The organism is Clostridium sp. DSM 17811 (assembly GCF_018861905.1).
GTDB lineage: Bacteria > Bacillota > Clostridia > Clostridiales > Clostridiaceae > Clostridium_AD > Clostridium_AD frigoriphilum.
In genome coordinates this window covers 1-23,087 of sequence record NZ_JAHLDU010000043.1, presented here as the reverse complement: position 1 = coordinate 23,087, position 23,087 = coordinate 1, and the positions used below count along the sequence as shown (strand labels likewise).

Below are 23,087 nucleotides of genomic sequence, written 5' to 3'. Positions count from 1 at the left end.
GGTGCGATTGCAATGCTAATTCCATTTATATGGATGATACTAACTTCTTTAAAAACACTTACAGAGTCAACGTCATTACCAGTTACTATTATGCCTAAAAGTTTTAAATGGGGAAATTACGTTGACGTATGGAATCAATTGCCATTTGCGAAATTTTACATAAATACAATGCTAATGATATTTTTTAGAGTTATAGGTTCAGTTTTCTTTAGTGCAATGGCAGCCTATGCTTTAGCCAGAATTGAATTTCCAGGGAAAAATTTTTTCTTTATGTTAATACTTATTCAAATGATGATACCAGGACAAATATTTATTATTCCGCAGTATGCTATAATTTCAAAACTTGGATTATTAAATACTGTTACGGCTTTGGTAATACCAGGTATTATAAGTGCTTTTGGTACTTTTCTACTTAGACAATTTTTTATTGGAATTCCGAAGGAACTAGAAGAAGCAGCAATATTAGATGGATGTAACAGGTGGCAAGTATTCTGGAAAGTTATGTTACCTTTAACTAGATCAGGTCTAGTAGCACTTGGAATATTCACTTCAGTATTTGCTTACAAGGACTTGATGTGGCCTTTAATAGTAAATATGTCATTAGATAAGATGCCGCTCGCGGCTGGAATGGCATCATTACAAGGTCAATATTCAACAAATTTTCCTCAACTTATGGCAGGTTCGATGATAGCTATATGGCCAATGCTTATAATATTTATTATATTTCAGAAGCAATTTATTGAAGGTGTTGCAAGTACAGGTTCAAAGAGTTAGTGATAAAATAAATTTTTATATTATACCCACTAGGAGGAAGACAAAATGCCAATTTCTTATTTTGAAGAAAATAAAATTTTTCATCTTAAAGCAAAAGACACAAGTTATATAATTCAAATAGTTGAATCAAAATATTTACAACATATTTATTGGGGTAAGAAAATAAGAAATTTTAAATTAGATTATTTGATGCCTTTTAAAGGTGATCAGTTAAACGGATTTATGTTTGCAAAGGATAACATAAATGGTTTTTCTTTAGATATTTTGCCTCAAGAATACCCATCATTTGGGAATACAGATTTGCGTTCACCAGCATATCAAACACAATTTGAAGATGGATCTACAATTTCTGATTTGCAATATTTAAGTCATGAGATTTTTTCAGGAAAGAAAAAGTTAAAAGGATTGCCTAGCACATATGTAGAAAAAAATGAAGAAGCGCAGACTTTAGAAATAACCTTAAAAGATGAATTAAGTGGCTTATTAGTAGTGCTAAGCTATACAGTCTATAATGACTATGACGTGATTACAAGATCTTCTAAGATAATCAATTCAAGCTCCAAAGATTTAAAGGTGTTGAGGGCATTAAGTGCAAGTGTGGATTTTAGTGATGATAATTTTGATTTACTACAATTATCAGGTGCGTGGTCAAGAGAAAGAAGTATTATTAAAAGAGCTTTAGTTAGTGGAAATCAATCTATTGAAAGTAGAAGAGGTGCAAGTAGTCCACAACAAAATCCATTTATAGCTTTAATGAGAAAAGATGCAGATGAGGATAAGGGAGAAGTTTACGGAATTAATTTGGTGTATAGTGGTAATTTTTTAGCTAATGTAGAGGTTTGTCAATATGGAACCACTAGAGTTCAAATTGGAATTAATCCATTTGATTTTAGTTGGCTTTTAAAACCAGGTGAAGATTTTCAAACACCTGAAGTGGTTATGGTATATTCAGATAGTGGGCTAGGAAAGATGTCACAAACTTTTCACAATTTATATAGAAAACGTCTTTGCAGGGGAAATTATAGAGATAAAGAAAGACCAATTCTTATAAATAATTGGGAAGCAACTTATTTTGATTTTACTGAAGAGAGTATAAGAAATATTGCAAGAGAGGCTAAGAAACTTGGAATAGAATTATTTGTTTTAGATGATGGTTGGTTTGGAAATAGGAATGATGATACTACTTCCCTTGGTGATTGGTATGTAAATAAAGAAAAGCTACCCAATGGACTCAAAAAGCTTTCAAAGGATATAAATGAAATTGGTCTTAAGTTTGGATTATGGTTTGAACCAGAAATGGTTTCAGAGAATAGTAATCTATATAGAGCGCATCCAGATTGGTGTATACATGTTAAAGGAAGAGAGAGATCACTTGGAAGAAATCAATTGGTTTTAGATTTTTCTAGAATAGAAGTATGCGATGCTATAATTGAAATGTTATCAGAAAATCTTTCAACCTATCCCATTTCATATGTGAAATGGGATATGAATAGGTTTATGTCAGAAGTTGGATCGGCTACATTAGATGCTAATAGACAAAGAGAAACTGCACATAGATATATGCTAGGACTTTATAGAGTAATGGAGGAATTAACAACAAAATTTCCAGAGGTTCTATTTGAAAGTTGTGCTAGTGGTGGTGGTAGATTTGACCCAGGAATGCTTTATTATATGCCTCAAACTTGGACTAGTGATGATACCGATGCAATAGAACGATTAAAAATTCAATATGGTACTAGTTTGGTTTATCCAAGTATAACTATGGGAGCTCATGTATCAGCTGTTCCTAATCATCAAGTACATAGGATTACACCCCTAGAAACAAGAGGTAACGTTGCAATGGGTGGGAATTTTGGATATGAATTAGATGTTATTAAGATGACTGATGAAGAAAAACAAACTGTAAAAAAACAAATTAGTGATTATAAAGAAATTAGGCATATAGTTCAATTTGGAGATTTTTACAGATTAATAAGTCCTTTTGAAAATAATGATGCTGCTTGGATGTTTATTTCAGAAAATAAGGAAGATGTGGCTGTAAGTTATTTTAAAAAATTAGCAGAATGTAATATAAAGTTGAAGGTTTTAAAGTTTAAAGGATTAGATCCAGAAATGAATTATAGAGTAATTGGTACAGATGAAGTATATGGTGGAGATGAGCTAATGTATGCTGGTATGGTTGTACCAGAACTTAAGGGCGATTTCACAAGCTATGTTTGGAGATTAAAAAAAACATTATAATGTAATATTATAATGTTTACATATAAAAATCAGCAGTTTAATTTAATGAAGTTGCTGATTTTTATGTACTGTATTATATATTTTTCCCTTTTTCTTTAAGAAATTTTATCAAACTTTCTTTATTTGTATTAATAACAAGTTCTTCAGGCATATGTATCTCTGCAAGTATTTTTTCTACAACGCTAAAATTTGCAATAGAAAAACAGAAATGAGCATCACTGTTTACAATAATCTTCACTCCAAAATCTTTGCAAAGTTTTGCTATTTTAGTACAATTTTTGTCACTGCCTAGTCTTGAACTTACAAAAGAACTATTATTTAATTCTATTAGTATATTTTTTTCTTTTGCTTTTTTTATTATTTCTTCCTCATGTATAGGAAATTTAGGATTTCCTATATGTCCTAAAATATTAACACACGGATTATCCATAGCCTTTAAAATAGTAGATGTATTTAAATCTGCACTTTTTCCTCCTTCCATTAAAGGTTCATGCATGCTTACTATCATTATGTCAAGACCATTTTGAACCTCTACTGGAATATCAAGATTACCTTTATAATCAATTATATTAGCTTCACATCCGTAAAGCATTTTAACACCGAATAATTCTCTTGGAAGTACTTTAAAATTTCCGAAATACCAAAGATCAGGCGCACCTGGCATATTAGGACCATGATCTGTAGTTCCTAATATTTTAAGACCTATTTCACTAGCATATTTTGCATTTTCCATTAAAGTACTATATGCATGACCACTAACTAGAGTATGGGTATGTAAATCAGCTATAAATTTCATAAAATCTCTCCTCTCATTTGTTTCTTTGTATATCTTTAATTGTATACCAAAATTGAGACTTATGGTTAAAAGGATGTTATTTTTATGAATTTATTTAAAGAAAAACTAATTATTAATTGAAGGGGGAGAAAATTGATAAATTTTTATGATACTTTTGAGTTTGAAAATAAAAATATTGATGTCTTTACAATAGGGGAATTGCTTGTGGATATGATATCCAGTGATTATAGTGAAGATTTTCAGTGTAGTAATTATGTTAAATATTTCGGGGGTTCTCCAGCCAATATTGCCATGAATGTAAAAAAATTAGGAGCTAATTCTACTATAGCTTCCTCAATAGGAAAAGATGGATTAGGAGATTTTTTAAAGCAACACCTAGAGGGAAATTGTATAGATACAAGTTTCATTAGTAGGGTTGATTTTCCTACTAGTATGGTACTTGTTACTAAGAGTAAAACAACACCTAAACCTATATTTTATAGAGGTGCAGATTATAATTTAGAATATACTCCTGAAATTGAAATTGCAGTACAAAATTCTAAAATCATACATTTTTCTTGTTGGCCAATTTCTCAAAAAACATCAAGAAGTACTATTGAAAAGGTAATTATAGAAGCAAGAAAAAATGGAGTGATAATAGGATTTGATCCTAATTATCATGAAATGATATGGGAAAAAGAACATGATGGAATAGAATACATAAAACAGTTGATCAGTAAGGTTGATATAGTAAAGCCTTCAGAGGATGATGCTAATAGAATTTTTGGTGAGGATACTCCTCAAAATCAAATTGATAAATTTATAAAATTAGGTGCAAAGTTAGTAATAATGACCCTAGGAAGCAAAGGTGCTATAGTTTCTAATGGATCAAACAAAATTACTTTTGATTCTTTAGCTTCAAAAGTAATTGATACCACAGGTGCTGGAGATGCTTTCTGGTCAGGATTTTATACTGCATTAATTAAAGGATATCCAATAAAAGTGGCTTTGGAGCTTGGGTTTGCAGTAAGTGCTTATAAACTTAAGTATGTTGGCGCGGTAGTAAATCTTCCATCTATTGAAGAAATAAAGAACATTTATAACATATAGGAGTGATTTATAATATGACAGTGAAAAACCAAGTACAGCTAATCACCTATCCCGATTCTCTTGGAGGGGATTTGAAAACTCTTAATAATGTACTTCTAAAATATTTTTCAGATATATTTAAAGGCGGAATTCATATTTTACCTCCATTTCCTTCTTCTGGTGATAGAGGATTTGCCCCTTTAACTTATTTAGAAATCGAATCAACATTTGGTTCTTGGGAAGATATTAGAAACATTGGTGAAAACTTTGATATACTTCTGGATCTGATGGTAAATCATATTTCTAAGCAATCTACATATTTTCAAGATTTTTTAAAAAGTGGATATAAATCAGAGTATGCCGATCTTTTTATCACATTGGATAAGGTTTGGATTGATGGTAATCCTGTTAAAAAAGATGTTTCAAAGATGTTCCTGCGTAGAAAGGAGCCTTTTTCTAGCTTTAGAATTGAAAAAACAGGTGTAATTGAAAAAGTATGGACAACTTTTGGTAAAGAGAATCCATCTGAGCAAATCGATATTGATATTAATTCAGTAAAAACTCGAAACCTCTTAACAGACTTCCTTGTAAACTTCAGTAAGCAAAATATAAAGATAGTTCGACTGGATGCAGTTGGATATATAATTAAAAAACTAGGGACAAGTTGTTTTTTTGTAGAGCCTGAAATATATAAATTTATAGATTGGATAACCGAGTTGGCAAATTCATTGGGAATTGAATTGCTTCCAGAGGTACATGCACAATATAAAACACAGTTTAAATTAGCAGAGCATGGCAATTGGATATACGATTTTATATTGCCATATATGATTCTTGATACTCTAATAAATAAGTCAAGCGTTAGTCTGTGCAAATATCTTGAGATTCGTCCTCATAAACAATTTACTATGCTAGACTGTCACGATGGCATTCCTGTTAAGCCGGATTTAGATGATCTTGTAACAACTGATGATGCAAAGAAGCTTACAGATATCTGTGTTGAAAGAGGTTCTAACCTCAGCTTAATTTATTCGTCTGAGCATAAAGATAAAGATGGCTTTGATGTTCACCAAATAAGATGTTCTTATTATTCAGTTCTTAATTGTGATGACGATGCATACTTAGCTGCAAGAGCCATTCAATTCTTTGCTCCGGGAATCCCACAAGTTTATTATGTAGGACTACTCGCTGGTGAAAATGATAATGAAAAAGTAGCAGCTACAGGTGAAGGTCGTGAAATTAACCGACATAATTTTAGCACTACGGAGATTGATGAGGCACTGCAAAAAAAAGTTGTACAAAGATTGTTACAACTTATCCGATTTAGAAATGAATATCCAGCCTTTAACGGTGAATTCAAGGTTTTATCTTCATCTGAACACGAAATTAATCTTTCGTGGCAAAAGGACGATAAAATTTGTACATTGAAGATAGATTTGAAAAACAATAATTCAGTTATTGAATATATAGACGATTTAAAAAATTTAATATTATATAAAATTTAGTAACAAATAATAGTAAAGAACTAGTATCAGCTTTTTAGTGCTGATACTAGTTCTTTATTAAATATAGATGTTTTGTTTAGATTACTCTGAAACTACCACCATAAAAATTGAAGCTCACTACAAATGCAATAAATAATATTATAATATATATCACTTCAAACAGATTACCAGCATCAGAACCTGTGGTTATATGTGGTGGCAATTTTAATTTAAATTTCCCTATTTTTTCTAGTATATATACAAATTTATTGTGAATTCCTATTTTTTTTAATAATTCAGCAATAAACCTTGGTGTTGACAGTATTGGTACACCTTCCTTTGTAAATATATCAGCCCAATAGATATGGCTAATATACCCAACAAAAAAACAGCCTGTTAAATACTCGTATCCTAATTTATTAAATACATATGATGCTGAAATAGTAAAAACAATAACACCCTCTATTGAGTGCAAAAATGTTCTGTGAGGGAATATTGCGATACATATTAATAAGACACAAATAAGATAAATAGAACTATCGTTCAAATTAGTGACATTGTAAAGTGCTAGTATAACGCTCGAACCGATATATGTTAAGACCATGGTTGTTCTTTTGAAATTATTTGATCCCTTACTTATTACATTTGATAATTTCTTATAAACGAACCCAATTACAGGGACCCTTTTGTAAATTCGCTCATTAGTAATGCCTATAATTAAAAAAATAAAAGACATAAAATATGTACATATCTTTGCATATTCACCTATAAATTTTATTCTCGATAACTGCGCTATAATAGTTTTGGAATTCCATATTGTTAGTGCACATAGCCCAACACCCAAAAGCAATCTTAGTAATAATTTTAATACCTTTTCTATGTCATGGGTTACTTTATTACTTGAACCTGTAAGTGGGTTCATATGGTTTATTTTACTGTTTTGACTATCAGCATCTACAATCAATCCTGAAAGACATGCAGTACCAAGACCTATAAGGCTTATTCCCATTGGAATATGAATATATCTATTATTGAATATTGCCATTGAATTAATTATGGGTACTGTAGCTACTATTGCGTATGATAACATTGCTATCTTTTGATGTGACCGCCCATTCATCTTATGTACTCCTTACTCGCTTAGATGTCATTATAATAATATTTTATAATATAGTTTATTTTAAAAAAAATTTTTAAATGCGTAATTACATATTATTTTTTATATATTTAATTATGTAACTTAATGTATGAAAATCACAATTTAAATCATCACTAACAAGATTTAATCCTTTAATCAAAGTTTCTTCATCAAAATTCTCTAGTAATATCATTACATTTATTATATTAATATCACCATTTTTTGTATCAAGGACTCTTGCTGCTTTTACATATTTATTTTTCATCACTTTTAAAATTGCGAAACGAAGATCATCACTAATTTCTAATTCTGGTATTTCATCAAAAATTCTTATTTCCGGATTTTTAAGGCTTAAATTTTTAGCTTTATGAACATCGGTTAACAAAAATATAGTGTTTTTAAATTCCGCATCTTTAAAATCTGCTCCATCTAAATTTGTAGAATCAAATAAAGTATTTTCAAATACAGTATTTTGAAAATCGCTGTCCTTTAGATTTGTTCCAATAAATTCGGCACATTTAAATGTACATTCAAGAAAAACACATGATTTAAAATGAGCTCCTCTAAAGTTAACATAATTAAAATTTGAATCTGAAAAATCACTATTATAACAATTACTTCTTTCAAGGTTTTTATACATAAAATTTTTTCCTGTTTTTTCTATATTGTTATAATTAAAATTACCTTTTACACTTCTATTTGTAGCCATTATTTGCCTCCCTTAAATTGATAAACATCAAAAAACTTCTAGCCAATTTCCAAAGTGGGTAGAAGTCTTTTATTTCACTATAAATACTATACACAATTTTAATAAAAGTCAATCTTTTATTTAACTTCCGTCCATATCTTATCTAAATCTGTTACTGATTTTCCTATATCCTTTAAGTATTCACCCTTTTTTACAACTTCTTTAGGCGGATAAACTGCTTTATCATCTAGTATTTTTTTATCAATATATTTGTATGCTGCGGTGTTAGGATTTCCATAAGGGAACTTATGAGAAATCTCAGCACTTATTTCAGGCTGCATTATAAAATTCATAAAAAGCTGCGCCGCTTTAACATTTTTTGCAGCTTTTGGAATTACAAAGTTATCTTGTTGAAGAAATAGACCTTCCTTTGGGATTACGTATTTTATATTTGGGTTTTCAAGGCGTGCCAGATTTCCTTCTGCTCCCCAAGCGAACATTGCTTTTGACTCACCATTTATAAGGCTTGTTTTGGGACTATCACTATCATAAGATTTAATATTAGGTTGAAGTTTTATAAGTGCTTCTTTTGCTTTTTGAAGAGCTGCTGGGCTAGTTTCATTTAGTGGATACCCAAGCATCTTAAGTGTCATTCCAATTATAACTCTTTCATCATCAAGTACAGTTAAAGAATTTTTGAACTCAGGCTTCCAAAGGTCCTTATATCCCTTTATTGTGCCCTCAGGGATTTTTGAACTATCATAAGAGATTACCCCTGCAAGCCACATATAAGGTACGCTATATTTATTACCACGATCAAAGGGTAGATTTAAATATTGAGGTCCTATATTGCTCAAATTTGTTAAACTACTTTTATTTATTTGAGTTATAAGTCCTTGTTTACTTAATATTTCAACCATAAAGTCACTAGCTACTGTTAAATCATAATTTCCACCACCTGCCATAAGTTTTGCCAGCATTTCTTCGTTTGATGAAAAAGTACTATAATTTACTTTAATATTATAGGTTTGTTCAAATTTATCTATAACGGACTGTGGTAAATATTCAGACCAGTTAAAAACATTTAAAACTTCCTTAGGCTCTGCATTGTGTTTAGCATAAGTGAACATTCCACCACCAATACTCCCAAATACAATCAAAATTGAAGTTATTATAACACCAATCTTTTTCATATTTATATTTACATTTCGAATTAAAAGAGCAAAACAAATTATAATAATAGTTAAAAATATTAGTATGGTAGATAGGGCGTTAATTTCAGGTGTAACACCAAACTTTACCATAGAAAATACTTTAAGCGGCAAAGTAACACTACCCGGTCCAGCTACAAAAAAACTAATTATTACATCATCAAGTGATAAAGTAAAGGCAAGTAAGGCACCTGCAATAACACCTGGCATAATAATTGGTAGAGTTATATTAAAAAAGGTTTTTATAGGCGTAGCACCCAGATCCATAGCAACTTCTTCAACAGACCTATCGAAGCCGTCAAGTCTAGTTTTAACAACTGCTACAACATAAGCTATACTGAAAGTGACATGGGCAATAATTAACGACACTCTACCTAAAGGGATCTTTGCTATGGAGAAAAAAGCAAGTAGGGATATACCCATAACTATTTCAGGTATAACTAAGGGTACGTATAGTATTGCGTCAACTAATTTTTTAGCGTGAAATTTGTATCTATACATTCCAATGGCGGCCAAAGTTCCTATAATTACAGAAATTATTGTACTAATTATAGCTATAATAAATGAGTTCTTAACTGCATCTAATATGCCTGCATTATGGAGTAGACTAGCATACCATTTAAATGTGAAACCGGTCCAAACTACATTTAATTTTGACTGGTTAAAGGAAAATCCGATAAGTACTATAATAGGTATATATAAAAACATAAATATTAAGATCAAATATAAAAATTTCAGTGAATTTGTTTTTTTGCTTTTCAACTTTATAATACCTCCTTAGTTCCTTTAGTTCCAGTTAGTTTTGTACTATATAAAATAACAGATAACATAACAATTATTAAAATAACTGATATAGCAGAACCGAAGGGCCAGTCTCTTGCAGTAAGGAACTGATTTTTGATTAGATTACTCATAAGGATTACCTTACTACCTCCCATAAGGTCAGTTACAAAGAAAAGTCCAAGGGTAGGAATAAAAACTAAAATAGAACCTGATACAATACCTCCTTTGGTAAGTGGAAGAATAATTTTTATAAATTTATAAAATGTACCTGCTCCAAGGTCAGATGCAGCATCTAATATTCTCTTGTCAAGTTTTTCTATTGAAGTATATAGAGGAAGAACCATAAATGGAAACATCATGTATAGCATACCAATCATAACCGCAAAATTGTTATACATTAAATTAAGAGGTATATTTATTATATGAAAATGTAATAGCAGTGTATTTATTATTCCTTCTGTTTTAAGTAACACTATTATTGCATAGGTCCTAACTAATGAGTTAGTCCAAAATGGGAGTATTATTAGTAAAAGTAATAGTGGCTTAAATTTTTTATTAACATTTGCTATTATGTATGCAAATGGATATCCGAAAATCAAACATAACACAGTAGTATATGTAGCTATCAGGATTGATTTTAGAAAAATATCAATATAAAGAGGGTCTAAAAGCCTCATATAATTTTCTAAAGTAAACTTATATATGATGTTGCCAACTTCGCCTCTAGTAGAAAAACTTACTACAACTATAAATAAAAGTGGCATAACAAAAAATACTATTAGCCATATAAGAGCAGGTGAAATTGTTGTTAAATATTTTAGATGTAAGGTTAAATATTTATTTATAGGATTTCTTGATTTCTTAGTTTTCATTTGCTCAACTTCCTTTATTCCTTAATAACTATAGTATGATTAGGATTCCATGTCACAAAATAATTTTTTGTCTCATTTAAAAATATAAAATTTTGTCCTATTGGCTCATTAACTATAATTTCTTTATTATCTTTAAGAAGCATAATAACTTTAATGGTTGAACCTACATAAATTATTTCCTTAAATTTACAAATCAACCAAACGTCGCCTTCTTCAACGGCTTCTTTTATTTTAATCCTCTCAGGTCTAACAGAAACTATAAATTTATCACCTAAACTATAATTATGGTTAGGTATTCTAATTATATCTTCTTCTTCATAAAGCTTAAGCAAAACTTCATTCTCTTTTAATTTAATAATCTCACCTTCTAAGATGTTTGTTTCTCCTAAAAATGTAGCTACAAATTTAGTTCTAGGGTGCTCATAAAGTTCTTCTGGTGTACCAATTTGCTCAATAACACCACTGTTCATAACAACGATTCGGTCGGACATTGTTAGTGCCTCTTCTTGATCATGGGTCACGAAAACAAAGGTTATTCCAAGAATTTTTTGAAGATGCTTAAGTTCCAATTGCATTTGTTTGCGGAGCTTTAAATCAAGTGCACCTAGGGGCTCATCTAAAAGAAGAACTTTTGGTTTGTTTACGATTGCTCTTGCTATCGCAACACGTTGCATTTGTCCACCACTTAGCATAGAGGGCATTCTATTCTCAAAACCTTCAAGTTGAACCATTTTTAACATCTTATTTACATTGTCTTTTATTTCATTCTTCGGCATTTTCTTCATTTTAAGACCAAAGGCTATATTATCATAGATATTCATATGAGGAAATAATGCATAATTTTGAAATACTGTGTTAACACTCCTAAGGTAAGGTGGTTTTTGCGTAATATTTTCTCCGTCAATTACAATTTCGCCACTTGTGGGCAATTCAAAACCAGCAATCATTCTTAAGGTAGTCGTTTTTCCACAACCACTTGGTCCAAGTAGGGTTAGAAATTCACCTTGATGTATGTCAAGGTCTAAGTTTTTAATGATAGGGTCATCTTGGTTAAAACTCTTACAAATATTTAACAATTGAACGAAAACACCTTTTGTCACACCGTAACAGCTCCTTTTTAGTAAAATACTATATTATGTTTGAAACTTCTTTATTAGAATTTATAATTATGTATTATCTTGAATAATAATGACTTTATGAATAATAGCACAATAAATTTCAAATATCAACAACTTGCTCTTATATTGTAGCAAAATTTTTATACAATCTATGAGAGTTTCGTAAAAAAAGTAGAATGAAGAGTGGGTGAATGATATAATTGCCATATAAACCATTTTTAATTAAAGAAATAATTTAATGCATAAATATCAATTGTTGCAATTTTTAGAACTTATAGAAATTTTAAAAAATTAAAGGTTGACTTACTAATAGAAAGATGGTAATCTTTTAACAAGATGAAGCGTTAAAGTGATAAAGTAATGAATCGTAATTAGAGGAGTGAAATTATGAATAATTGGAAAAGACATATACCGGAAGGTTCGAGAGATATACTTTTCGAAGATTGTACTAATAAAATTAAAATTATAGATACACTTAGGAACTTGTATATAAGCACTGGTTATTTAGAAGTAATATCTCCAACACTGGAATTTTATGATGTTTTTCAGGGTGATGACGTATCAATTGAACAAGAAAAAATGTATAAGCTTTTTGATAATGCAGGGAGAATATTAGTGTTAAGACCAGATATGACTATGCCTATAGCGAGAATTGCTGCTACAAAGCTTCGCGATTCAGTATACCCGCTTAGAATATGTTATAGCGGCAATATATTTAGGATAAATGAAGACTGGAATGGAAAGGTTAGTGAAATGACCCAATCGGGAATTGAAATAATAGGAAGTGAAAGTCCTAAAGCAGATGCAGAAGTAATTATAACTGCTATTTCGGCTTTACTTGCTATAGGAGTAAAAAAATTTGAACTTGAAATTGGTCAAGCTGAATTTTTCAAGGGCCTTATTGAAGATATAGATCTTGATTATGAAGAAATGGAAAGATTAAGGGGGCTTGTTGAAAATAAGAACTTTGGAGCATTAAGAGAATTTATAGATGATAAAGAAGCAAAATTTGGTATAGAAAATGTAGAAGCGTTGAAAAAATTGCCAGAACTATTTGGTGGGATTGAAATACTTTGTGCTGCAAGAATGTTAACTCAAAATAGGACAGCACTTGCAGCACTCGATACTATAGAAAAAATATATGAGCGTATAGTAAGCGTAGGATTTGGTGAATATATTTCTATTGATTTAGGAATGGTACAACATATTGATTATTATACTGGGATAACATTTAGAGGATATAGTAGTGAAGTAGGAACGACAATCATTAGTGGAGGAAGATATGATAATCTAATATCAAAATTTGGGGCATCAATGCCAGCAGTTGGATTTGCCATAGATGTTGACAATATTCAGTCTGTCCTTTCAAAGCAAGGTAATGATAATGAGAAGGGTAATGAAAAATTCATGATTTATTTTGAAAATACTTTAGCAGCCTGTGCATATAAGTTTGCAGAGCAAATTAGAGTCAAAGGTCTTAGTACTGAATTAAGTTTATTTGAAGAAAAAGAAAAAACTTTGACTTATGCGCAGATAAAGGGAATAGATAAAATGATTTGTATATTAGAAGAAAACAAAATTGAATTAATAGATACTATAAGTAAAAAAAGCTTTAAGACAAGTACTGAGAAATTTATTAATGGTTTAGATATGTATATTAATATTTTGGGGGAATAATCATGAAAGCAATACGTATAGCATTAACAAAAGGAAGATTAGAAAAGTATGCTATTTCTATGTTTGAAGATATTGGGATAGATTGTACAGATCTTAAAAATAAGGGAAGAAAATTAATTCTTAAGGATGTAAAAAACAATATAGAATTTGTTTTAGTTAAGTCCACAGATGTTTTAACCTATGTAGAACATGGTGCAGCAGATATTGGGATTGTTGGTAAGGATACTTTAATGGAGCAAAATAAAGAATTTTATGAAGTAGTGGATTTAAAGGTTGGAAAATGTATATTTGCAGTTGCAGCATTACCAAGTTTTAAAAGTTATGATGGATATAATCGTAAAAAAATAGCTACTAAATATCCAACAGTTGCAAAAGAATATTTCAAAAAAAATAATGAAGACGTTGAAATTATTAAATTAGATGGGTCAGTGGAACTTGCTCCAATCCTTGAATTATCAGATGCAATTGTGGATTTGGTTGAAACAGGAGACACTCTTCGTGAAAACGGATTGATTATTATAGAAAAAATATGCGATATTAGTGCAAGAATGATAGTAAATAGAGCTAGCATGAAGATGAAAAAGGATGAGATAGGTAATTTAATAGTTAAGGTTCAACAATATGTAGATAAAAATGAGGCGATGATAAAATGATAAAAATTACAGAGGCAAATAGCACCGATGGAAAAGAATATATGAAGTTTTTAAAAAAAAGAACAGAAGATGTTCAAAAAGATGCAAATACTATAGTAGATAAAATCTTAGCAGACGTAAGAACTAGAGGCGATGATGCTATAATTGAATACACTCAGAAATTTGATAGTAAATATATTACACTTGCAAATTTTGTTGTAACAGATACAGAAATTAAAAATGCATATAAAATGGTTGACCAAGATTTTTTAGATGCAATAAGGCTTGCAAAAGTAAATGTTAAGGAATTTCACGAAAAACAAAAAAGAAATGCTTGGATGGTGACAAAAGAAAAGGGTGCTATTTTAGGGCAAACTTTAAGAGGGCTTGAAAGTGTTGGAATATATGTGCCTGGTGGCACGGCATCTTACCCGTCATCTGTTATTATGAATGCAATTCCAGCAAAGGTTGCAGGCGTTGAAAATCTAGTTATGGTAACACCACCACTTAAGGATGGAACTGTGAATCCTCATATTCTAGTTGCAGCAGATATAGCTGGCGTTAATAAAATCTACAAAATGGGTGGTGCACAAGCGATTGCCGGACTTGCATATGGAACAGAAAAAATATCTAAAGTAGATAAAATAGTAGGACCAGGGAATATTTATGTAGCTATGGCCAAAAAGAGTGTGTTTGGATCTGTTGCCATAGATATGATTGCAGGCCCCAGTGAAATCTTAATTATTGCAGATGAATTTGCAAATGAACATTTCATTGCAGCGGATTTAATGTCGCAAGCAGAACATGATGTTCTTGCGTCAGCTATGCTTATAACTACTTCAAGAGACCTTGCAAACAAGGTAGTTAAGGAACTAGAAATACAGATAAAAGATATGAGCAGATGTAAAATCATTAAGCAATCTTTAGAGAAATATGGAGTTATTCTAATAGCTAAAAATATAAAAGAAGCTATAGAACTTGCAAATGACATTGCACCTGAACATCTTGAAGTAATGGTTCGTGATCCATTTAATTATTTGGGTGATATAAAAAATGCAGGTTCAATATTTTTAGGTGAGTATGCTCCAGAACCACTAGGAGATTATATGGCAGGACCTAATCATGTTCTACCAACAAGTGGAACTGCAAGATTCTTTTCACCATTATCAGTAGATGATTTTATTAAAAAATCAAGTTATATATATTATACTAAGGAAGCACTAAGCGAAGTTAAGGACAAGGTAATAAAATTATCAGATGTTGAAGGGCTTACAGCTCATGGAAATTCTATTAAAGTGAGGTTTAAATGATGATACAGGATTTTTTTAGAGAAGATTTAAGTGATTTTGAATCATATAGTGCAGGTAAAATTGATTATAACGTAAGGTTAAATGCCAATGAAAGTTTTAATAACCTTGATTTTGAAACTAGAAAAGAAATAGGTAAGGCAGTAGAGAATTCCATTTATAATAGGTATCCAGATCCAGAGTCACTCGAGGTATGTGATCTTTATGCTAAATATGCTAATGTTTTAAGTATAAACGTAATGGCTGGAAATGGTTCAGATGAGTGCATTCAAATAATCGCCCATACATTTTTAAATGCTGGGGATAAAGTAGCAATGCAAAGCCCTGATTTCTCCATGTATGGGTTATATACTAAAGTTGCTGGAGGAATTCCAATTGAATTTCCGCTTGGAGCAGAATTAGAATTGAATGTAGATGGTTTTATTTCCATGGCTAATAGTGAAAAGGTTAAAATTGTATTTTTATCTAACCCTAATAATCCTACAGGTAACATTATTAAAAGAGAGGATATTATAAAAATAATAGAAGGGTGCAAATGTATTGTAGTAATTGATGAGGCATATTTTGAATTTTATGGCGAGAGTATCTTAGATAAAATAGATTTTTATGAGAATTTAATTGTACTTAGAACTTGCTCAAAAATTGGTCTTGCTGCTATCAGGCTAGGATTTATGATTACAAGTAACGTTCTAATGTCCGAACTTAAAAAAGCAAAGCCTCCTTATAATGTAAATTCTATCACGCAAAGTATATCATGTGTTATATTAAAAAAACCAGAAATAATATATAACAATGTTAAAAACATACTTGCAGAGAGAAGTTACTTATGGGAAAAATTGAGTTGTATTAGTGGAATAAAACTTTATAAATCAAAATCGAATTTTATACTAGTTGAGGTTCCAAATGCTTTAGAAACTAAAGCAAAACTTTTAAATCAAAGTATAAATGTACGAAGTTTTACTTCAGGAAAATTAGTAAACTGTTTGAGAATAACAATAGGAAGTAGAGAAGAAAATAACTGTTTATTAAAAAATATTATATGAAAAATAGATCAATATATAAATTCAATCTAGATATCAAAAGGAGCGGGTTATATGATTCAAAGAGAAGCAAAAATAACAAGAAAAAGTAATGAAACTAATATTGAGGTACGTATAAATTTAGATGGATCCGGAAATTTTGAGGGCGATACAGGTATAGGTTTCTTTGACCATATGTTAAACCTTCTTGCAAAACATGGACTTCTAGATTTATATGTTAAGGCTATAGGCGATTTATTTGTAGATTCTCATCATACTATTGAAGATGTAGGGATAGTGCTTGGACTTGCGATTAAGGATGCACTTAAGGGCAAAGAAGGGATAAAGCGGTATGGAACTAGTTTTGTACCTATGGATGAAACATTGGCTACAGTGTCACTAGATTTAAGTGGTAGACCTTACCTTGTGTTCGATGCTGATTTTACAGTAGATAAAATTGGAGATTTTGATACAGAAATGGTGGAAGAATTTTTTAGGGCTTTAGCTATGAATAGTGGAATAACGCTTCATGCAAGAATAATTTATGGAAAAAACAACCATCATATGGTGGAAGGCTTATTCAAAGCTTTTGGAAAAGCATTAAGTGAAGCTTTAACATATGATAAAAGGATAAAAGGGGTTATGTCTACAAAAGGATCTTTATAAGGAGGAAAACTATGATAGCGATAGTTGATTATGGTGTTGGAAATTTAAATAGTGTTCAAAATGCACTTAATTCTTTGAATGTATCATCAATAATATCATCAAATGCTGAGGAAATATCAAAGTGTAGAAGCATTATTGTTCCAGGAGTAGGTGCATTTCCAGATGCAATGAAGAATATGAACAAGACTGGAATAGATAAGATAATTATACAGGCTGCTAAAGAAGGGAAACCAATACTTGGCATATGTCTTGGTATGCAACTTTTCTTTGAGGAAAGTTATGAGATCGAGAAATGCCAGGGACTAGGATTATTAAAAGGAAACATCATAAAACTAGAGGGTTCTATAAAAATCCCGCATATGGGATGGAATAGTTTATCCTTTGAAAATAATTCTCCATTACTTAGAGGCTTAGAAGAAAATCAATATGTATATTTTGTACATTCTTATTATGCAGTAAATTGTGAGGAGGGTATTATAAATGCATATAGTATGTATGAGAAAAAGATACCTGCAATTGTAAGTAAGGGCAATATATTTGGTATGCAGTTTCATCCAGAGAAAAGTGGAGATTTTGGAATGAAATTACTTAAAAACTTCGCGGAGGTAGTGTAATGAAAATATTTCCAGCAATAGATTTAAAAGATGGAAAATGTGTTAGACTTTTTAAGGGTGAATTTATGTCAGCGAAAGTTGTAGGGGAAGATCCACTACAAACTGCCTTAAACTTTATGAATAAGGGAGCAGAATATTTACATATGGTAGATTTAGATGGGGCATTAAGAGGATCTATTGAAAATTTAAATAGTATAAATAAAATTATAAATGATTTAAAGATCCCTATTCAACTTGGCGGTGGAATTAGAAGTATAGATACCATAGACATGTTAATTAATAAAGGATTAAGTAGAGTTATACTTGGTACTGCAGCTTTAAACAATCCATCACTTGTAAAAGAAGCTGTTAAAAAATTTGGAGATAAAATTGCAATTGGAATAGATGCGAGAGATGGTTTTGTAGCAGTAGAAGGTTGGCAAAAAAGTAGTAAAGTTGAATATATAGATTTTGCAAAACAAATGGAGAATATAGGCATAAAAACTATAATATTTACTGATATAAGTCGTGATGGAACTTTGACTGGACCTAATTTTGAGGCGACTGGGAAAATCAATGACGAGGTATCTTGTGATATTATTGCATCAGGTGGCATGAAAAACATTGATGATATAAAAAAGCTTAAGAAAATGAATATATATGGAGCAATTATTGGAAAAGCACTTTACAGTGGAAATATATCACTTGAAGAAGCAATACTTGCGGGGAGGGCCTAGTCGATGCTTACTAAAAGAATCATTCCTTGCCTTGATGTAACTAATGGAAGGGTAATGAAAGGAATAAACTTTGTGAACTTAACTGACGTAGGAGATCCTGTTGAAATTGCTGAGTTCTACAACAGCGAAGGTGCAGATGAAATTGTATTTTTAGATATAACAGCCACTCATGAGGGAAGAAGAACAATGATAGATGTTATAAAAAGGACTGCTGAGAAAGTATTTATTCCTCTCACTGTAGGGGGAGGAATTAAAAGTATAGAGGATTTTAAGGAAATACTTAGAGCTGGGGCAGATAAAATATCTATAAACTCTGCTGCAATTCGTAATCCTAAACTTATAACGCAGGCAGCATCAAAATATGGAAGCCAATGCGTTGTGGTTGCAATAGATGGAAAGAAGAACGAGAACAATATTGGGTGGCATGTAGTTATAAATGGTGGAAGAATAAATACGGGACTCGATGCAGTTAAATGGGCAAAAGAAGTTGAAGGACTAGGCGCAGGTGAAATACTTTTAACAAGTATGGATGCAGATGGAACAAAACAAGGGTATGATATAGAGTTTATAAATGCAATAACAGATATTGTAAACATCCCTGTAGTTGCATCAGGTGGATGTGGTAAGATAGATGACTTTTATGAAGTTTTTGAAAAAAGTGGAGCAGATGCTGCACTTGCGGCTTCTTTGTTTCATTATAAAGAACTATCCATTAGAGAAGTAAAAGAGTATCTTAAACATAAAGAGGTAGAAATTAGAATTTAGGTAAATAATGAAAAATAAAGAAATGTGGTGGTTAATGTGGATAATATAAAAGAAATTCAATTTAATAATGGGTTAATACCTGCAATTATTCAGGAACAATGTAGTGGAGAAGTTTTAATGCTTGCATATATGAACGAGGAGTCTTTAAAAAAAACAATGGAAACTGGAACTACTTGGTTTTTTAGTAGATCAAGAAATAAGCTGTGGAACAAGGGAGAAACTTCAGGGCATTTTCAATATGTAAAAAGCATAAGTTTTGATTGTGATGGAGATACAATTCTTATTAAAGCAGAGCAAGTGGGAGCAGCTTGTCATACTGGAAATAAAACTTGTTTTTATAGAGAAATTTGGAAGCAGAAAGCATAACTGAAAAAGCAATAACAATTAATGCTTTAAAATAAATATAAAAGGAGAATTGTAAAATGAGTGAAACTAATGTAGTACAGGAACTTTATAAGATAATTGAGGAAAGAAAAGCTAGCCCTATAGAAGGGTCATACACTAGTTATCTTTTTGAAGAAGGAATTGATAAAATTCTTAAAAAAGTTGGAGAAGAAAGTGCGGAAGTAATAATTAGTAGCAAGAACGATGACGATAATGAGACTGTTGGAGAAATATCAGACTTATTTTACCACACATTAGTACTTATGGTGGAAAAGGGTATAAAAATAGATGCTGTTGTAGCTGAACTAGAAAAAAGACGTGGAAAGATATGCAATAAAAAGCAAAAGAGAGTAGATATTTAAAATTAGTATTTACAAGCAAATAAAAACATCCAATATTATAATTGGATGTTTTTATTTCATTAATTAAGTTAGTATTACTTACTTTTATTTTTAAATGAAGTTAACCAAACATAGCAACGACTGCTAATGCTCCAGCAAGAGCACCACAAATTGGAGCTACTACTGGTATCCATGCATATCCCCAATTAGAATCACCTTTACCAGCTATTGGTAATATTGCATGAGCTATTCTTGGTCCTAAATCCCTTGCAGGGTTAATAGCATATCCAGTTGGACCGCCTAAACATAAACCGATTACTAAAATTACAAATGCGGCAATAAGTGGTCCAAATCCAGGAGATGATTTTGTTTGAGCAACCCCTAGTAACGCAAATACTAATACGAAAGTTCCTATAAATTCTGATAAAAAGTTTGCAGGAGTACATTTAATTCTAGGTGCTGTACAGAATACAGCGAGTTTTCCTGCTTTGTTATCTGTAACTGCCCAATGAGGGTAATACATGAGCCAAACTAGAACTCCACCGACTATTCCTCCAAGCAACTCAGCTACAATATAACCAGGTACTACTGACCATGATAAACTACCAATAGCAGCGAGCGCTATAGTAAGTGCAGGATTAAATGAAGCTCCACTAGCTGTTCCAAAGATGTAAGCTGGAATACCAACTGCGAATGCCCAACCAAAAGCTATAACTATTAATCCACCATCATGTCCATTTGTTTCATCTAAAACTACATTTGCAACTACACCATCACCAAGAAGAATTAGTAATGCTGTTCCGAAAAACTCTGCATAATATGGTAACATAATATTATCCCCCTATATATATATATTATTTATTTAGCAGAAGTAAAATGCATTATGCATCTTACTTCTGAAATAGATATACTTTTTTATTCTTCCCAGTCTCTTGATCTACCGACAGCCTTATGCCATCCTTTTAAAAGTTTAACTCTTTTTTCTTCATCCATTTTTGAACGGAAAGATCTAGATAATGCCCAGTTCTTTGAAATCTCTTCTTGACTCTTCCAATATCCAACTGCAAGTCCTGCTAAATAGGCAGCACCTAGAGCTGTTGTTTCAATAACTTCTGGTCTATCAACTTGAACGTCTAATATATCTGACTGGAACTGCATTAAGAAGTTATTAGCACATGCACCACCATCCACCTTTAATGATTTAAGTGTAATGCCTGAATCCTCTTGCATAGCTTTTAATACATCATTTGTCTGATAAGCTAAGGATTCAAGTGCTGCTCTTATAAAGTGTTCCTTTTTAGTTCCACGAGTTAAACCAACTATTGTTCCTCTTGCATACGGATCCCAATATGGTGCTCCAAGTCCCACAAAGGCAGGTACCATATATACACCGTCTGTATCTTCAACAGCGGTAGCATATTCTTCTGATTCAGGTGCACTCTTAATCATCCTTAATTCATCTCTTAACCATTGAATTGTAGCTCCTGCAACAAATACACTTCCCTCGAGAGCATAGTTAACCTTACCATCAATACCATAAGCTATAGTTGTAAGTAAACCATTATGTGATTCAACTGCTTTTTCACCAGTGTTCATTAATAGGAAACAACCAGTACCATAAGTATTTTTAGCTGTTCCAGCCTCATAACAGGTTTGTCCAAATAATGCAGCTTGTTGATCTCCTGCAGCACCAGCTATTGCTATTGGAGAGCCAAATATTGAACTGTCAGTATATCCATAACAATAACTTGAGGGTTTAACATCTGCAAGCATTGATTTTGGTATATCTAAAGTTTTAAGTATTTCATCGTCCCATTTCAATTCATGAATGTTGAATAACATTGTTCTAGAAGCATTTGTATAATCGGTTACATGAACCTTTCCGTTTGTTAATTTCCAAATCAACCATGTATCAATAGTACCGAATATTAAATTACCTTTGTTTGCTTCTTCTCTTGCACCATCAACATTATCTAGTATCCATTTAACTTTAGTCCCAGAAAAATAAGCATCAAGTATGAGACCAGTTTTGTCTCTTACTACTTTATCAAAGCCTGTAGTTTTTAATTCATCACATATACCAGCTGTTCTTCTACATTGCCAAACAATTGCGTTATACACGGGAACACCGGTGTGTTTATTCCAAACTACTGTAGTTTCTCTTTGATTAGTTATACCAATGGCAGAAATATCTTTTGCTGTTACACCAATTTTGGCCATAGCTTCTTGTGCCACACCTAATTGAGTAGCCCAAATTTCCATAGGATCATGTTCAACCCAACCTGCTTTAGGAAATATTTGTGTAAATTCTTTTTGAGCTACACTTACAATTAGTCCTTCTTTGTTAAACAAAATACATCTTGAACTTGTTGTTCCTTGGTCTAGTGCAATTACATACTGAGCCATAATTTTTACACCCCTCATCAATTTAATTTGGTAACCGTTTACTTGGGATTTATAAAAACCACGATATTATATTGAATAATATCGTGAATCTTTCATTAATATAATACTAATATATTGTAATGATAATAATATTATACCACGTAAATATTCTTAGTGGCTATAATATTTACCCCTGTGTTAACTACATTTTCGAGAACCACATCACCTATATGAATAGGAGCTTTCATTACAATACCTTTTAATGCTTTTACACAATCAAACATTAAATCCTTTGGTATATCACTCTCAGTTTTTACAGGAAGTACTTTAGCGTTTCCTCCAGAAACAAAAACAGATGAAGTGACAACTCTTGTAGGATTAGTGCATTCTTTCTTACCATAAGTCTCA

23 protein-coding genes are annotated in these 23,087 nt (G+C 31.3%); 14 read left to right on the top strand and 9 right to left on the bottom strand.

Annotation, left to right across the window (positions count from 1 at the left end):
• The coding region (locus KPL44_RS23475) for a carbohydrate ABC transporter permease (protein WP_216255559.1) at positions 1 to 774 on the top strand (774 nt) is incomplete at its 5' end.
• Positions 775 to 819: 45 nt separating this feature from the next.
• Positions 820 to 3,015: an alpha-galactosidase gene (locus KPL44_RS23470; protein ID WP_216255557.1), complete on the top strand. Its 2,196-nt coding sequence runs from the start codon at positions 820 to 822 to the stop codon at positions 3,013 to 3,015.
• A 73-nt stretch (positions 3,016 to 3,088) separates the two neighbouring features.
• Here the strand turns inward: KPL44_RS23470 and KPL44_RS23465 are convergent, their stop codons facing one another.
• Positions 3,089 to 3,811: a phosphatase gene (locus KPL44_RS23465; protein WP_216255555.1), complete on the bottom strand. Its 723-nt coding sequence runs from the start codon at positions 3,809 to 3,811 to the stop codon at positions 3,089 to 3,091.
• 132 nt (positions 3,812 to 3,943) lie between these two features.
• On the opposite strand from KPL44_RS23465, the gene KPL44_RS23460 reads away from it, so the two are divergent.
• Both KPL44_RS23460 and gtfA read left to right on the top strand, forming a co-directional pair.
• Positions 3,944 to 4,900: a carbohydrate kinase family protein gene (locus KPL44_RS23460; RefSeq protein ID WP_216255553.1), complete on the top strand. Its 957-nt coding sequence runs from the start codon at positions 3,944 to 3,946 to the stop codon at positions 4,898 to 4,900.
• A 14-nt stretch (positions 4,901 to 4,914) separates the two neighbouring features.
• Positions 4,915 to 6,384, top strand: a complete 1,470-nt coding sequence (gene gtfA / locus KPL44_RS23455; RefSeq protein ID WP_216255552.1) for a sucrose phosphorylase — start codon at positions 4,915 to 4,917, stop codon at positions 6,382 to 6,384.
• Positions 6,385 to 6,460: 76 nt separating this feature from the next.
• On the opposite strand, the gene KPL44_RS23450 is transcribed toward gtfA, so the two are convergent.
• The 5 genes from KPL44_RS23450 to KPL44_RS23430 all read right to left on the bottom strand — a co-directional run bounded on the left by KPL44_RS23450 (position 6,461) and on the right by KPL44_RS23430 (position 12,155).
• Positions 6,461 to 7,483: a metal-dependent hydrolase gene (locus tag KPL44_RS23450; RefSeq protein ID WP_216255550.1), complete on the bottom strand. Its 1,023-nt coding sequence runs from the start codon at positions 7,481 to 7,483 to the stop codon at positions 6,461 to 6,463.
• Positions 7,484 to 7,568: 85 nt separating this feature from the next.
• Entirely contained in the window at positions 7,569 to 8,210 is a 642-nt protein-coding gene (locus tag KPL44_RS23445; protein ID WP_071612744.1) for a pentapeptide repeat-containing protein, read from the bottom strand.
• Between the two features lie 116 nt (positions 8,211 to 8,326).
• Positions 8,327 to 10,108: an extracellular solute-binding protein gene (locus KPL44_RS23440; RefSeq protein ID WP_216255561.1), complete on the bottom strand. Its 1,782-nt coding sequence runs from the start codon at positions 10,106 to 10,108 to the stop codon at positions 8,327 to 8,329.
• A gap of 56 nt (positions 10,109 to 10,164) precedes the next feature.
• Positions 10,165 to 11,055: an ABC transporter permease gene (locus tag KPL44_RS23435; protein ID WP_216255547.1), complete on the bottom strand. Its 891-nt coding sequence runs from the start codon at positions 11,053 to 11,055 to the stop codon at positions 10,165 to 10,167.
• Between the two features lie 14 nt (positions 11,056 to 11,069).
• Positions 11,070 to 12,155, bottom strand: coding sequence for an ABC transporter ATP-binding protein (locus KPL44_RS23430; protein ID WP_216255546.1), 1,086 nt, complete (start codon positions 12,153 to 12,155; stop codon positions 11,070 to 11,072).
• Positions 12,156 to 12,560: 405 nt separating this feature from the next.
• On the opposite strand from KPL44_RS23430, the gene KPL44_RS23425 reads away from it, so the two are divergent.
• Genes KPL44_RS23425 through hisE form a run of 10 tightly spaced genes read left to right on the top strand, consistent with a single transcriptional unit; the run spans position 12,561 to position 20,315 of the window.
• Positions 12,561 to 13,850 (top strand): ATP phosphoribosyltransferase regulatory subunit, encoded by a 1,290-nt coding sequence (locus tag KPL44_RS23425; RefSeq protein ID WP_216255543.1) that lies wholly within the window; start codon positions 12,561 to 12,563, stop codon positions 13,848 to 13,850.
• A gap of 2 nt (positions 13,851 to 13,852) precedes the next feature.
• Positions 13,853 to 14,503, top strand: a complete 651-nt coding sequence (hisG, locus tag KPL44_RS23420; protein WP_216255541.1) for an ATP phosphoribosyltransferase — start codon at positions 13,853 to 13,855, stop codon at positions 14,501 to 14,503.
• A complete protein-coding gene (gene hisD, locus KPL44_RS23415) occupies positions 14,500 to 15,792 on the top strand; it encodes a histidinol dehydrogenase (protein ID WP_216255538.1) in 1,293 nt (430 codons plus the stop codon). The genes hisG and hisD overlap by 4 nt, the downstream gene beginning before the upstream one ends.
• Complete coding sequence (hisC, locus tag KPL44_RS23410; protein WP_216255529.1) at positions 15,789 to 16,832, top strand: histidinol-phosphate transaminase; 1,044 nt, start codon at positions 15,789 to 15,791, stop codon at positions 16,830 to 16,832. Before hisD ends, hisC begins: the two co-directional genes overlap by 4 nt.
• Before the next feature lie 51 nt (positions 16,833 to 16,883).
• Positions 16,884 to 17,474, top strand: coding sequence for an imidazoleglycerol-phosphate dehydratase HisB (hisB, locus tag KPL44_RS23405; protein WP_216255527.1), 591 nt, complete (start codon positions 16,884 to 16,886; stop codon positions 17,472 to 17,474).
• An 11-nt stretch (positions 17,475 to 17,485) separates the two neighbouring features.
• Complete coding sequence (gene hisH, locus KPL44_RS23400) at positions 17,486 to 18,088, top strand: imidazole glycerol phosphate synthase subunit HisH (protein WP_216255525.1); 603 nt, start codon at positions 17,486 to 17,488, stop codon at positions 18,086 to 18,088.
• On the top strand, positions 18,088 to 18,804 hold the full coding sequence (gene hisA, locus KPL44_RS23395; RefSeq protein ID WP_216255523.1) for a 1-(5-phosphoribosyl)-5-[(5-phosphoribosylamino)methylideneamino]imidazole-4-carboxamide isomerase: 717 nt from the start codon (positions 18,088 to 18,090) through the stop codon (positions 18,802 to 18,804). Before hisH ends, hisA begins: the two co-directional genes overlap by 1 nt.
• Positions 18,805 to 18,807: 3 nt before the next feature.
• Positions 18,808 to 19,569, top strand: a complete 762-nt coding sequence (gene hisF, locus KPL44_RS23390) for an imidazole glycerol phosphate synthase subunit HisF (protein WP_216255521.1) — start codon at positions 18,808 to 18,810, stop codon at positions 19,567 to 19,569.
• A 36-nt stretch (positions 19,570 to 19,605) separates the two neighbouring features.
• Positions 19,606 to 19,935: a phosphoribosyl-AMP cyclohydrolase gene (gene hisI, locus KPL44_RS23385; RefSeq protein ID WP_216255519.1), complete on the top strand. Its 330-nt coding sequence runs from the start codon at positions 19,606 to 19,608 to the stop codon at positions 19,933 to 19,935.
• A gap of 56 nt (positions 19,936 to 19,991) precedes the next feature.
• Entirely contained in the window at positions 19,992 to 20,315 is a 324-nt protein-coding gene (gene hisE / locus KPL44_RS23380) for a phosphoribosyl-ATP diphosphatase (protein WP_216172926.1), read from the top strand.
• Positions 20,316 to 20,415: 100 nt separating this feature from the next.
• On the opposite strand, the gene KPL44_RS23375 is transcribed toward hisE, so the two are convergent.
• From KPL44_RS23375 to KPL44_RS23365, 3 genes are all read right to left on the bottom strand, one after another.
• A complete protein-coding gene (locus KPL44_RS23375; protein ID WP_216255511.1) occupies positions 20,416 to 21,123 on the bottom strand; it encodes an MIP/aquaporin family protein in 708 nt (235 codons plus the stop codon).
• Between the two features lie 86 nt (positions 21,124 to 21,209).
• Positions 21,210 to 22,700, bottom strand: coding sequence for a glycerol kinase GlpK (glpK, locus tag KPL44_RS23370; protein ID WP_216255509.1), 1,491 nt, complete (start codon positions 22,698 to 22,700; stop codon positions 21,210 to 21,212).
• A gap of 131 nt (positions 22,701 to 22,831) precedes the next feature.
• Positions 22,832 to 23,087 (bottom strand): DUF1667 domain-containing protein (locus KPL44_RS23365; RefSeq protein WP_216255507.1); only part of this gene is annotated, 256 nt, incomplete at its 5' end.